The 13,500-nt window shown below is 44.3% G+C and carries 13 protein-coding genes; 6 read left to right on the plus strand and 7 right to left on the minus strand.

Going from position 1 to position 13,500, the window contains the following annotated elements; translation table 11 throughout:
* A partial coding sequence (locus W293_RS0102600) for an IS30 family transposase (RefSeq protein WP_025650960.1) occupies positions 1–734 on the plus strand: 734 nt, incomplete at its 5' end.
* 22 nt (positions 735–756) lie between these two features.
* The gene (locus W293_RS17480) at positions 757–885 is read left to right on the plus strand and encodes a hypothetical protein (protein ID WP_264673007.1); all 129 of its coding nucleotides are present in this window, start codon (positions 757–759) and stop codon (positions 883–885) included.
* 130 nt (positions 886–1,015) lie between these two features.
* On the opposite strand, the gene W293_RS0102610 is transcribed toward W293_RS17480, so the two are convergent.
* The gene (locus W293_RS0102610) at positions 1,016–1,531 is read right to left on the minus strand and encodes a hypothetical protein (protein WP_025650961.1); all 516 of its coding nucleotides are present in this window, start codon (positions 1,529–1,531) and stop codon (positions 1,016–1,018) included.
* 320 nt (positions 1,532–1,851) lie between these two features.
* Between W293_RS0102610 and recJ the strand changes: the two genes are divergently transcribed.
* Entirely contained in the window at positions 1,852–3,675 is a 1,824-nt protein-coding gene (gene recJ / locus W293_RS0102615; protein WP_025650962.1) for a single-stranded-DNA-specific exonuclease RecJ, read from the plus strand.
* Between the two features lie 255 nt (positions 3,676–3,930).
* On the opposite strand, the gene W293_RS0102620 is transcribed toward recJ, so the two are convergent.
* The 6 genes from W293_RS0102620 to W293_RS0102645 form a co-directional block, all read right to left on the minus strand.
* Positions 3,931–4,596: a trimeric intracellular cation channel family protein gene (locus W293_RS0102620; protein ID WP_025650963.1), complete on the minus strand. Its 666-nt coding sequence runs from the start codon at positions 4,594–4,596 to the stop codon at positions 3,931–3,933.
* Positions 4,597–4,964: 368 nt separating this feature from the next.
* The gene (locus tag W293_RS0102625) at positions 4,965–5,600 is read right to left on the minus strand and encodes a trimeric intracellular cation channel family protein (RefSeq protein ID WP_025650964.1); all 636 of its coding nucleotides are present in this window, start codon (positions 5,598–5,600) and stop codon (positions 4,965–4,967) included.
* A 15-nt stretch (positions 5,601–5,615) separates the two neighbouring features.
* Complete coding sequence (locus W293_RS0102630) at positions 5,616–6,800, minus strand: multidrug resistance efflux transporter family protein (RefSeq protein WP_025650965.1); 1,185 nt, start codon at positions 6,798–6,800, stop codon at positions 5,616–5,618.
* A gap of 70 nt (positions 6,801–6,870) precedes the next feature.
* Positions 6,871–7,602: a 7-carboxy-7-deazaguanine synthase QueE gene (gene queE / locus W293_RS0102635; RefSeq protein ID WP_025650966.1), complete on the minus strand. Its 732-nt coding sequence runs from the start codon at positions 7,600–7,602 to the stop codon at positions 6,871–6,873.
* Between the two features lie 229 nt (positions 7,603–7,831).
* On the minus strand, positions 7,832–8,653 hold the full coding sequence (gene dapD / locus W293_RS0102640) for a 2,3,4,5-tetrahydropyridine-2,6-dicarboxylate N-succinyltransferase (RefSeq protein WP_025650967.1): 822 nt from the start codon (positions 8,651–8,653) through the stop codon (positions 7,832–7,834).
* 165 nt (positions 8,654–8,818) lie between these two features.
* Entirely contained in the window at positions 8,819–9,760 is a 942-nt protein-coding gene (locus W293_RS0102645; RefSeq protein WP_025650968.1) for an alpha/beta fold hydrolase, read from the minus strand.
* A gap of 367 nt (positions 9,761–10,127) precedes the next feature.
* Here W293_RS0102645 and W293_RS0102650 point away from each other — a divergent pair, with 367 nt between their 5' ends.
* From W293_RS0102650 to W293_RS0102660, 3 genes are all read left to right on the plus strand, one after another.
* Positions 10,128–11,306: an FAD-dependent oxidoreductase gene (locus W293_RS0102650; RefSeq protein ID WP_025650969.1), complete on the plus strand. Its 1,179-nt coding sequence runs from the start codon at positions 10,128–10,130 to the stop codon at positions 11,304–11,306.
* Positions 11,307–11,630: 324 nt separating this feature from the next.
* Positions 11,631–12,629 (plus strand): arsenosugar biosynthesis radical SAM (seleno)protein ArsS, encoded by a 999-nt coding sequence (gene arsS, locus W293_RS0102655; RefSeq protein WP_025650970.1) that lies wholly within the window; start codon positions 11,631–11,633, stop codon positions 12,627–12,629.
* 12 nt (positions 12,630–12,641) lie between these two features.
* Positions 12,642–13,487 (plus strand): DUF547 domain-containing protein, encoded by an 846-nt coding sequence (locus W293_RS0102660; RefSeq protein ID WP_025650971.1) that lies wholly within the window; start codon positions 12,642–12,644, stop codon positions 13,485–13,487.
* Positions 13,488–13,500: the final 13 nt, after the last annotated feature.

Here is a 13,500-nt window from a genome sequence, read left to right on the forward strand (position 1 = left end):
GCAAAGTTGTGAATAGCTCACAGATCAGCCGCTTTGGCTGGTGCTATATTGATCATCTACTCAGCAAGCACTACTCACCTGAGCAAATCACAGGGCGACTGAGAATGCTGGGTTGGCAAGAGGTCCCAAGCCATGAATCGATATATCAACACATCTATACTGACAAAAAGGCAGGGGGTAACTTACATAGCGCCCTTAGATGTCAAAAGCGCTATAGGAAACGCCGTCTGCAAGGTTATGATAGGCGCGGAAAGATAGCGAACCGCTGTGATATCAATGACCGTCCCAGTATCATTGAAGCGCGCAGTCGTATGGGCGATTATGAAGGGGATACGGTGGTTGGTCGTGGACATCAAGGTGTGCTTGTCACTCTAGTGGATAGAACAACTCGAGAGACTAAGATCAAAGCGCTACCCAATCGCAAGGCAGTAGCCGTCACACAAGCTTGTATTGGCATGCTAAAAGGTGAACAGGCGTTAAGTATCACCTTTGATAACGGTAAAGAGTTTGCTGACCATGAAACGATGGCAACAGCGTTGAAGGCTGATATTTACTTTGCTCAGCCTTATCATTCTTGGGAGCGTGGAACGAATGAGAATACCAATGGGTTAATTCGTCAGTTTCTACCGAAGTCAATGCGTCTGGATAACCTATGCATGCACTTAGTTCAGTCGATTGAAGACAGTTTTAGCAGATATTTTGCAAACCTTGATTCCAGTGACGTCTCAGCATAAGCCACTTAGAGAATTATTAAAAATGGATCAACAATCGCAAATTGTATTTGGCGAGGTAATGAGCTTGTCAGACAATTGGTCGGGGCAGGTACATATCGAGCGCGGTTTTGAGAATGCCAGTGTGATAATCAACATAGCGGAACAAGATTAGGGATATCGTCGTTTAAAGTGAAAAACTACCGAATGCATTTATAACAGTATCAACAAATACAAAAAACCCGCTAAGGCAATAAGTCTTAGCGGGTTTATTTTATAAAGCTATTTTCTATTGTTTAATAGCGTTAGACATTCTTACCGTGTTGCTTTTGCTGAATGTCTTTTGCAAGCTTGTAGCACTCATTGATATGGTCATTGGCGATTTTTTTGAAAATCATATAGCCCATGGTGGCTGCAACCATTTGACCACCCAGCGGGATGAACTTCGTCACTTGCTTGGCAGCGATACGACCACCGAAACCTTGTACCGTCTTTTTGACGATACCGCGTGTCGCCATTAAGCCTGCAAAATCGACAGTACGATCTTTCAGCGCGCCCCAGTGAATCGCGCGCGACTCTAGATCAACTGCTGATTGACGGCCTTCAATCAAACCAAAGCGTTCACTGATTTCTGGCAATAGCTGAGTAAGCATGCCTGCATCCACAGCGACATCAAAGAAGGGTACAGGAACGATGGCGACACCAGCAGAATATTTGGCACGTTTTTTGACCAGCTTTTGGCAGTCTTTCTTTACTTTTTCCAAGTCTAAGCTAGGATCGATGGTATTTGGTAGTTTTTCAGCCAGTGGTGTGGTTTTCATAACGCATCCTTATAAATAGTTAAAATAAAAAAATCAGATTAAAAGTCTCAATAGATAACAAGTCTCTCAGTTGGTTACTATTTTATGGATTTATAAGCGGCATACAATCATTGCTTTGTAGCAAAATGCAGAAAAATACGGTCACTATGCACCGTTTTTGTAAATGCGCAGTTATGTGCGCTAGACAGGTAAGCATGGATAACTTGGTTTATGCAGGCAGTAGAGTATGATTTATTGCAATGTAATGCAATAAAAAATGATAAACCAAGCCGCTAAATTTTATCATTGTGACCCTCTGCCAAAGCCAGTAGAATAGCACCATGCTAAATTTAACCCCCCGTTATACCAGCACTCGCACTGACGAGCTGCCCACCGCGTTGCAACCACTTGCCGCCCAATCATTAACGCTCGCTCGCTTGTATGCCGCTCGCGGTATTACCCAGCCTGATGAGCTTGAGACTGGGCTTTCTGGTCTTCTGCCCGCTGAGATGTTGCACGGTGTCACTGAGGCGGTGCGGCTATTAGATGTCGCTATTGATAGGGGTCAGCGTATCCTAATCGTTGGTGATTTTGATTGTGATGGCGCGACCAGTACCGCGCTGATGATGCGTGCACTCACGAAAATGGGTGCAGTCGTCGATTTTTTAGTACCTGATCGCTTTAAGTACGGCTATGGTTTGACGCCAGAAATTGTCGAATTAGGCATTAAGACGTATCAGCCAGAGTTGATCGTCACAGTAGATAATGGTATCTCAAGTCATGAAGGCGTGGCGCGTGCGCAGGCCGACGGCATCACTGTCATCATTACGGATCATCATCTGACGACCAAAGAGACACCACCTGCAGAAGCGGTGGTCAATCCCAATCAACTCGATTGCAGTTTTACTAGTAAAGCGCTCGTAGGGGTCGGTGTGGCTTTTTATGTGCTCGGACGTTTAGCCAAGCTGCGCCGTGAAGCCAATAAATCTACCGTGCAAGTCAGCCAATATTTGGATTTGGTGGCGCTCGGAACGATTGCGGACGTTGGAGTGCTTGATAAGAACAATCGCATCTTGGTGCATCATGGACTGACGGCTATCCGCCAAGGGCGCTGCTGTCTGGGTATCTTGGCATTGCTTGAGCAAGCGGGCCGTGATCCCAAAAAAATGCAGGCGCAAGATTTTGGTTTTGTGTTAGGACCTCGTATCAATGCTGCCGGACGTATGGACAATATGCGCATTGGTATCGAGTGTTTATTGACCGAAGACTGGAGTACGGCGCAGCGCTTGGCGCAAGAGCTTGAGCAGCTAAACCGTACCCGTCGTCACGTAGAAGGCGAGATGCGCGCGCAAGCAGATAATATTGTGCAAGCATTAGCTACTGTTGCAAATGAAAACGATGAGAATACTGCTACTGACGAGAGCGATGAAATCCTTATTCAGTCTAAAACTGATAAAGAGACTGTGAATAATCAAACCCGCAGCATTGTTTTATATCAAGATGACTGGCATCAAGGCGTTATCGGTATCGTCGCTGGACGTTTGAAAGAAAGTCATTATTTGCCCAGTATCGTTTTTGCACCAGCAGATACAGAGCGTACAGGTGACGACGATGCCATTAAAGGTTCGGCGCGGTCTATCGCTGGCGTGCATATTCGTGATGCGATTGAGCAAGTTGCTGAACGCTATCCTGATCTAATCAGCCATTTCGGTGGTCATGCGATGGCTGCTGGGCTAACCTTGAAGCGTCGCAACTTTGACGCCTTCGTGACGGCTTTCGATGCTGTTATGGCAGAGATGGAGGATGAGGTTTTTGCCGAGCAAAAATTCACCGATGGCCCCTTGCAAGCAGGCGACTTTAGCTTATGGTTTGCTGAGCATTTGGCCAATGCCAGTATTTGGGGTCATGGCTTTGCACCGCCGATATTTGATGGGGTGTTCGAAGTATTGAGCTTTAAGATACTAAAGGACAAGCACCTCAAATTATCACTGCGTTATCCTGATGTGCAGTATCCGATTGAAGCGATTTATTTTAACTTCGATAGCGAGGTATGGGATTATCGTGCCGAAAAAGTGCACGTATTGTTTCAGCTAGACATCAACGAGTGGAACGGCAAACAAAGCTTACAGCTGATGGTAAGGGATTTAGCTGTGGTCAGTGAATAAGCATATTGCTTTATTATAAGACCACGAACAGACAATAATAAGGCGTCAACTGAGTTTAAAGTTGACGCTTTTTTAATATTTGCATTCTAGGGCGTGTCTTCATTTCAGAAATGGCGATAAAAATGAGATAAATTGCCGTCAAACAAGAAAAATAGCGTAGATAATATCGGGATATTAACAAGCTATTCGACGATATTTGGCCATTTTTAGCCCATTTAGATGACTATCGAATGAATTGAAGACACACCCTAGGGTTTAGTATTTCCATTCAAGAGCAGGAAATTGCCAATCGTAGCGAATGGCGAGCATTCTTATCGTAAAAATCGTCATCATGGCAGAGATGTCAGCAACCCAATCAGTCACGCCTAGGTTGTGCAGGGCAAAGTAGAGAATGCCGCCCGTCAAAGCCGCCGTGATATAAATCTCTTGCTGCAATACCAGCGGAATCTCGTTGCAGATCATATCGCGGATGATACCGCCGACAATAATCGTAATCACCCCAAGTAATAATGCCACGGGTACATTGGTGCCCATGCTATCAGCAACCTTGATACCAATTAGGGTAAAGGCAGACAGACCGATGGTATCGGAGAGCTTGAGGAACTTATCAACGCGCCTTGAGTTGGGATGAAAAAATATTTGCGTTGCTAATGAGCAGAAGGTAATGACGGTCAGATAGCTCATATCTACCATCCAAAACAGCGGATGACGATCCAAAATCACATCACGGACGGTGCCGCCGCCGATAGCAGTGACGATCGACACCAATAAACAGCCAAAGACGTCGAACTTTTTATGTTTTGCCAGTATCGTCCCTGAAATACTACAGGCCACAATGCCAATCATGTCAAACAAGTAGAGCAAAGAACGCGGGTCGAACGTCGTGATCAGTTCCGTAGGATCCAATGCGATAGTCAACATGAGCGAGTCTCAGTAAGTTTTTATGATAATTATATAATCATTGTAAATCAGGGTCTGTTGAACATTCAAATATTAGGACTGCTGATTGCTAAAATCGTCCCAAACCTTTTATCAAATCAGGCGTAAACCGACGATAATGTCGAGACCTTAGCTAGGTTTACAACAACGTTTGGGGTGATTTTAGTATCAGCCTTTCAGGGCAGGGCTATTTTTTGCCAATACATGGCGAAATTATCTAACCTAGAATGACTAGGCGTCAAAAATTTCACTGCGTATTGTCTAAAAAATAGCCACTGCCAGTGCCACATTTGAATGTTCAACAGACCCCAATACAACAGCGCTTACTTTTTAAACCCTATAAACTGGTCTTATTTAACCAAGCGAATAGAAGGAAGATGCCAATCAAAGCGCAGCGCTAACATCCGTACGGCAAAGATAACGCCCAGCATCACAAATTCATTCAATCCAGCATCCATGCCCAAACTGTCAAGCAGCAGATAAGTGACCGAGCCTGCGATACTGGCAGAGATATAAATCTCGCGCTGCAGCACCAACGGTATCTCATTACAAATAATATCACGCAGCATACCACCAATAATGGCTGTCCAAACGCCCATCATAATGGCAATCACTGGTGACATATCTTGGGTCAATGCTATCTTAAAACCGATGACACTAAAGGCTGCTAGCCCAATAGCATCAAAGAGTTTGAGGGCGTTATCAATCTTATGATAGAGATGAAAAAAGATCTGCAGGATAAGGGAGGTGATAGTGATGACAATCACATAGTTGAGATCTGACATCCAAAATAGCGGATGACGATCTAGCGCCATATCACGTAGCGTACCACCGCCAATGGCATTGACCATTGAAACTAAGATGCAGCCAGCAATATCAAAGCCTTTATGCTGAGCGAGCAAAGTACCGGCGATAGCACAAGCAATCACGCCAACCATATCGAGCAAATACAGCAGAATATCAGGAAAAATAAAATTATTCATCATAGCGTTATTTTGGTCTCACCCATCTTTGGCAAATAGTACCAATCCCAACATAATCAATCCAATACCTACCAACCCCAGTGCCGAAGGTATCTCGTTATTGAGTAATAATATACCGCCAATCAAGGCAAATATCACCTCGCTGGCTTGGGTAGAATCAACGCCCGCCACTTCACTGGAGGTGACGGCTTGTTCGCGCGCATATAAAAAAATACTGGTTGCTGCTACCCCTGCTAACAGAGCCACGAGCAAAGTATTGAACAGCTGTGTGCTTTCGGGTAACTCAGGACGCACTATAATGCCTAAAACCAGCCAAAATGGCAAACTACCTAGAGTCATTAGCCATACTTTATTAAAGGCATTTTGCAGCAGCACCGTTTCGATAGCGGGGATACGAGCAATCAAGGTTTGTAAGGGTGAGTGCGTTTCAGCCGCCGTTTTGGCTTTTAGCTTTTCAGGGTCAATATCAGTGTCGGTTTTGATACTAGAACTATCAGCATCCGCTGAGTGAGTGCTATCGACAGGTAAAGCGTAGGCTTCTGTGACGAGTGGTTGGTTATGAGTGTCAATAGTACTTTGCAGAAGGCTGTTTTCTCTGACCTTATGCAGCGCAGCGCTATGCTTGCGAGCGTTGTGAGATACCTGCCAGACCAACTGATTGCCGATTGGATAGCTAAAAGCGGCTATCAGTGCAGGCAGCGCACCATACAGTAGCATCTCTGCCATTGGGGTGGCATTTGTACCTCCGAGCGCAGCAGCGCGCAGACCTTCGCTGACATTGACCAGTATCACTCCGATGAATACCAGTATGGCGTAAAAAATGAATTTTTTGTCAAAGCGTTGCCCAAATGCCAGTAGGACGAGGAGGCTAGTCACCACGGTAAACATAAATGTCGCCGCCACCACCCAACCGGCGACATGATCACCGGCATAACAGATGCCCGTGTAAAAGATACCAAAACCAATACTGCCAGTGATACACCAAAAGCGCCAATGCTGACGAAAGATAATCGCCAATTCTTTGATACGACTAAAACCATGCTGCATAACGATAATAGCGGTGATAATCAGCCACATAAAGACATAGCGGAGACTGGCTGACCAAAACCAGTGACCACCTGCATCACTCATCAGCTCGTTTAAAATAAAAGTGGAACTAAAGAACGCACCCGCCAACAAGCCGAGTAAAATGAGTTTGACCATCCTTGAATCCTTACCGTCGGCTATATGTCGGTTCGTTTAGCGGTTTTTACCTGCTTTTTTATGTGCTTTTCTATTTGCCTTTGGCATCTGCCCAGATGATTTTGTGCAGTTGTAATTGAAAGCGCACGGGCAGGGCATCGGCCAATATCCATTCAGCCAACTCGCGCGCCAATACTGGCACATCGGGGCTGGCCTCTTCGTCAATATCGTCTGCGACATTAAACATCGGAGAAAACCAAACGGTGCTGACCAATTCATTTAGCTTATGCTCGATCAACATAGCTTTTGCCCACTCATAATCGGCATGGTTCATGATGACGAACTTAAGCTGATCATGCTGAGTCAGATAGTCCAGATTTGACCATAGGTTTTTATCGACTTCGCCTGAGCTTGGCGTTTTGAGATCCATCACTTTACTGACTGCTGGCGGTACGTTTTCTACCGTGAGCGCGCCTGCAGTTTCAAGCGAGATTTCATAATCATCACTCAGTAAGCGCTTCATCAGTTCAATGGCATTCGGCTGTGCTAATGGTTCGCCACCCGTCAGACAAATACGCTTGCAAGGATAGCTTTTGATGGTCTCTATAATGGCTTCTAGCGACTGACGTTCGCCGCCCGTAAAGGCATATTCGGTATCACAATAAACACAGCGCAGCGGGCAGCCGGTCAAGCGTACGAATATCGTCGGCAAGCCTGAGGTCAGTGCTTCACCTTGCAAAGAATAGAAGATTTCTGTCAAACGTAGACCTGCTTCAGGATCAGTGACAGGAATGGCGGCGGTGCGTAATAGTGATTCACTCATAATATGTCAAATACAGTTAAAGATTGATAATGAGATTAAGCATTTATCAATCGTAATAAAAAGGCAGGTTCTGGTATGGGAGTTTTGCGTTTGGATAAAGCCAAATCAAAAAAATGGATTATAACGCAACAGCCTATATTAAGCTGCAAAAAAGATGCTGGAGGATGACTCCAGCATCTTTATGTAAAACAATGATTGTACGTGCTAAATGATTATACGCTGTACATATTTAGGCTAAACGTAATAACTCATTTACTGATGTTTTAGCACGGGTTTGTGCATCGACTTTTTTGACGATGATAGCAGCATATAAGCTGTGTGTGCCATCTTCTGATGGTAGGCTACCTGGTACGACAACTGAGCCTGCTGGTACACGGCCACGATGAATCTCGCCCGTTTCGCGATCATAAATACGCGTTGACTGACCGATAAATACACCCATCGAGATGACTGAGCCTTCTTCAACGATAACGCCTTCAACGATTTCAGAACGCGCACCGATAAAGCAGTTGTCCTCAATAATCGTTGGATTGGCTTGTAATGGCTCTAATACACCGCCGATACCAACACCACCTGACAGATGCACGTTTTTGCCGATTTGAGCACATGAACCTACGGTCGCCCACGTATCTACCATCGCGCCTTGATCGACATACGCGCCAATATTAACATACGACGGCATCAATACCGCACCGGCTGCGATGTATGAGCCTTTACGGGCCACGGCTGGTGGCACTACGCGTACGCCAGCTTCTTTGAACTGTGCTTCGGTCCAGTTGGCAAACTTAGTTGGCACCTTGTCATAAAACTGTATGTGCTCACCAGCGGCTTGCACGTAATTATCGTTTAAGCGGAACGATAGTAAGACGGCTTTTTTTGCCCACTGATTGACGACCCACTCGCCATCCTTTTTTTCTGCAACTCGCAGTGTACCGTTATCTAACTGCTCAAGCACTTGCTCGATAGCATCACGCACATCTTGTGGCATAGTAGATGGGCTGTATTCGTTGCGGTTTTCAAAGGCTTGTTCGATGGTTTGTTGTAATGACATGGATAAAAATTCCTAAGATGAATGAAAAGTAAATAAATGAATCTTATAGTTAAAGATAGCGTCAAAAATCGACTAAAAATATTGCCTGCCACATTGTCGCTAATTTGACGACTTTTAGCAAATAAGTTGGGCGCAAAGGTCTGTATTGATAATAAGTAATGCCATTTAGACAGATGGGCTATTGCGCTCTATCCATTCTAATATATCGTGATACACCACCTTGTTCGCCTGCTCGTGAAGGGGCTCATGGCGCATGTTTGGGTAGAGCTTTACTTCCACATTATTGAAGTTTTGTTTCTTTAGGCGACTGACAATGTTGCGAATGCCGCTGCCCATATCACCGATGGGATCACTTTTGCCACTGACAAAGAACAGGGGAAAGTCTTTTGCAATCGTCGCAGCCCAGCCTTTATGGAGACCTGTTGTCATCAAGGTGAATAGCGTCATAAAACCATTGTTAGTAAAGTCAAAACCGGTGAGTGGATCGGCTTCATAAGCGGCGATATTGGCGGGATTTTCACTGATCCACGCAAACTGCGAGTCAGAAATACGGTTATCAAGTTTGCTATTCAGTACTTTGTTCATTACTTTAGCAAATACAGTATTTGGTTTTTTTGGTGCCGCTTTGGCCAATAGTTTATTAATAGGTAATAGTACTTTGGTCAATGGGTTGGCGTCTGCAGTGCCCATTAAGATGGCCCCAGCAAAGTCTTGTGCGTGATGTTTGAGTACATTACGGACGATAAACGAGCCCATAGAGTGACCCATAACAAAGTGCGGCACATGAGGATGACGCGATTTTAGGCTATCAGCCATAACGATGACGTCTTGTAATAAAGACTGCACTGGATGCTCATTGCCAAAAAATCCCAAATCAGCCTTTGTTTTTACCGTTTGACCATGACCGAGCTGATCGTAGGTTGCTACTGCAATACCATTATCAGCCAAAAACTGAGCAAAGTCCGCATAGCGACCGCTGTGTTCTGACATGCCGTGGACGATTAGTAAAGTGGCCTTAATTTTTTTATCACTATCACGCGGCTCAAAAAATGTATGATTCAGATAGTGGGTATTGTCAGAAGAGGTGATCTGGTCAGAGGTACTCATATCAGAGGTACTCATAAGCGTAGAATCCTTGCATGGTTAGAGAATGAAAACAGACTGTTTCTAAATTTTTTAAGCATTGAGCGATGGGTGCTAAATGCATGGTCAATATGACTTATTTACAAATTAAGCAGCCAGTCAGGTTTTATAATTGGGATGAATGATTGCTACCATCAATTTAATCATAAAGCCTTATCAGGTCAATATTATTTACTGCGGCGTCGTTATCGTACAATAGTCTTGCTTTAAATGCTTTTAACTTATGTTTTAATTTCGATAGCGTTTTTATCTTTCCTAAGTTTCCAGCGTTGGTACACCCTAGTAAACCAGTCAAAACTATTTAAAAGTATCAAAAACATTGAGCGATAAAATGCCCATAAAAAATATACCTATAAAAATAATGCCCTTAAAAAAGTTGCTCTTGGTAGGTGCTGGTCATGCGCATATTGGTCTGTTGCGTCGAATCCGTGGGACGCCTCTAATAAATGCGGATATCACATTAATCAGCGAGCAACCGCAGTCGATCTATTCAGGTATGTTGCCTGGCTGGATGGCGGGGCACTATATACTAGATGATATCCGTATAGATATTGCGGCACAATGCAAGCAGGCTGGCGTGCATTTCATTCAGCAGCCAATCGTAAAGATAGACGCCAAATCACAGCGAGTCATGACCGCTGACGACTATGATCATAGCTATGAGGTAGTGTCGTTAAACACTGGCGCGGATACGGATATGCACTGGTTAAATAATGCTGACACTAATAATGCTGAAACTAATAATGCTGACACTAATAGTGTCATTGCGATTCGTCCGTTACATAGCTTTGTGAATCAGTGGTCGCAAGTGCTTGCTACCGCTCAGCGCTCAGCACATTATCAATTGGCTATTATCGGGGCTGGCGCAGCGGCAATCGAGCTGGTTATGGCTGCCCAAGTCGCCTTGCAGCGTATTCACCCGAATCATCAAGTGTTTTTAATCTGCGGTGATGTGCTATTGGCTGGTTTTAATCAAAAGTTTAGACATCGTGTTATCAAGCAGCTTAATCGTCTGAGTATTGAAGTTATCTACGAGCGCGCCATCGCCTATCAGAGTGGGACATTGATTACTGAGAGAGCGTCATTGCAGCAATCCTTTTTAATGGATGCGGTTATCGCTGCCACTGGCGTGACTGGTGCAGCGTGGACAGCCAGTACGGATATTGCCACAGTTGACAACGGCTTTATCGCAGTAAATGCGCTGCAGCAAAGTGTCTCTCATAATAATGTATTCGCCGTCGGTGATGTGGCAACGCGCGTGGATAAAGATGTCGCGCACTCAGGGGTTCATGCCGTACATGGCGGTGCAGTCGCAGCAGATAATTTATTAACTTTTATGGTAGATCAAAATAAACCCTTACAAAGCTATCAGCCCAAAAATCGCACTTTGTATTTATTATCTTGTGGCGATAAGTATGCCATTGCCAGTTGGGGCAGTGTGAGTTTGCAAGGTCGCTGGGTTTGGTATCTTAAACGCTATATTGATAAGCGTTTCGTCAATGCAAATTAAGCTATAGTCAAATCCATATAAATCCGCCACACCGTTATCCTCGCTAAGCGTGCTCATGTATCGCTTACACCCAGCTTTCTTGTATCGTAATAATTTGAATTCAACTATGACTGGCACTAATACTGCGAGCTATTCTCTCAACATATTTTCGATAGCTTATAAAGATTGAATATATTTATTGAATACACAATGATTAAAAATGCTAGTGACATAATAGGGTATCATTGATTAGATAAACTTGATCTTAACTGCAAATCGATTAGAAGAATAGTAAACAGACCCTAAGCAGTTGAGTAAATATCACAACACGGATTCTATAATTTTATGAAATCTACCATTGAACTACTCGAATTTACTGACTTTCCAGCCATCAAACGTCGTGAGTCAACTACGCTACAAGTGAACATGGGCTATTTGTGCAATATGTCCTGCGTACATTGCCACGTGGCAGCCAGTCCTTATCGTACGGAGATGATGTCGCGTGAGCTGGTCGAGCTGATACTGGACGTACTAAAAGTACAAGATATGGATACGCTTGATTTAACCGGTGGCGCGCCTGAGATGCATGAAGACTTTAAGTATCTGGTTACCGCCGCGCGCGCTTTGGGTGTCAAAGTGATTGATCGCTGTAATTTAACGATTCTGATGGCAGAAGGCTATGAGGATATGGCGCAGTTTTTGGCAGACAATGAAGTCGACGTGGTGGCATCAATGCCTTGTTATTCATTAGAAAACGTCGATAAGCAGCGCGGCAAGGGTGCGTTTGACGACAGTATATTGGGACTGCATAAGCTCAATGCCTTAGGTTATGGCAAAGCTGGCTCAAACTTAACGCTGAACCTCGTTTATAACCCGCAAGGCGCCACGCTACCGCCCAATCAGCAACAGCTAGAGGCGGACTATAAACGTGAGCTAAAAGAACATTTCGATATCGAATTTCATCAGTTATTTGCTTTGACCAATATGCCGATTCAGCGCTTTGGTGCGGTGCTATTGGCCAAAAAACAATTCCATCTCTATATGGACTTGCTCAAGGCCAATTACGTGGCTGGCAATTTAGCCGAAGTCATGTGCCGCTCGACGATCAGTGTCAATTGGCTGGGAGAGTTATTTGATTGTGACTTTAACCAGCAGTTAGAGATTCCAGTACCCAACAAGTCCCGTCGGCATCTGAGCGATTTATTAACGCAAAATCCTACTGGCGATGATATTGCGATTGCAGATCACTGCTATGGCTGTACAGCAGGACAGGGAAGTAGCTGCGGTGGCGCGCTGGAAGAAGAGACAGCAGGGCAGACAATAGCAAAAACATCCTCGATCTAAACAGAGTTAATTATGAACATCTTTAATAACATAAGTAAGAGTACAGGTAGTTTTTCAAGCAAGCGTTTACTGATTAAGACAGCAGTAGCTACTTCTGTGCTATTGGCTAGTATAGCAAGTTATGCTGATTTTAATCATAGTACTTGGGATAGCTTGCTGAGTAAAAATGTCACTATGACCAATGGTGGTAAAGCCTCGGTCGTTAATTATAACGGTATGAAAGCGGATCAAAGCAAGCTTGATAGCTATATGGCAGCAACTAGCAAAGTCAGTCAATCAGAGTTCAATGGTTGGAGTAAAGATGAGCAGTTGGCATTTTTGATTAACGTCTACAATGCTGGCACGGTAGAGTTGATACTGACTAAGTATCCGAATCTCAAATCGATCAAAGATATCGGTGGGATATTTGGCTCGCCATGGAAACAAGATTTTGTCACGCTATTAGGCAAAAAGCGTTCACTTGATGACATCGAGCACAATCTAATCCGTGGCTCTAAACGCTATAATGAACCGCGCATTCACTTTGCGGTGAATTGTGCTAGCATCGGCTGTCCTGCGCTATTAAATGATGCTTTTACCGGTAGCAAACTGGATAAGCAATTAGAGCAAGTCACAAGTAAATTCCTCGCAGATAGTAGTCGTAACCGTCTTAAAGGCGGCACGCTTGAGGTTTCTCCCATTTTTAAATGGTATAAAGAAGACTTTGAGTCGAATTGGCGCGGTACCAAAGATTTGGAAGGATTCTTAGCTCGTTATAGCTCATCTTTAGGGCTTAATAAATCGCAAAGCGCTGATTTAAAAAGTGGCAAAACTAAGATCGACTATACTAGCTATAATTGGAATCTGAATAAGAAATAATACTGATAAAACA

It is taken from the genome of Psychrobacter sp. TB67, from assembly GCF_000511065.1.
GTDB classification, from domain to species: domain Bacteria; phylum Pseudomonadota; class Gammaproteobacteria; order Pseudomonadales; family Moraxellaceae; genus Psychrobacter; species Psychrobacter okhotskensis.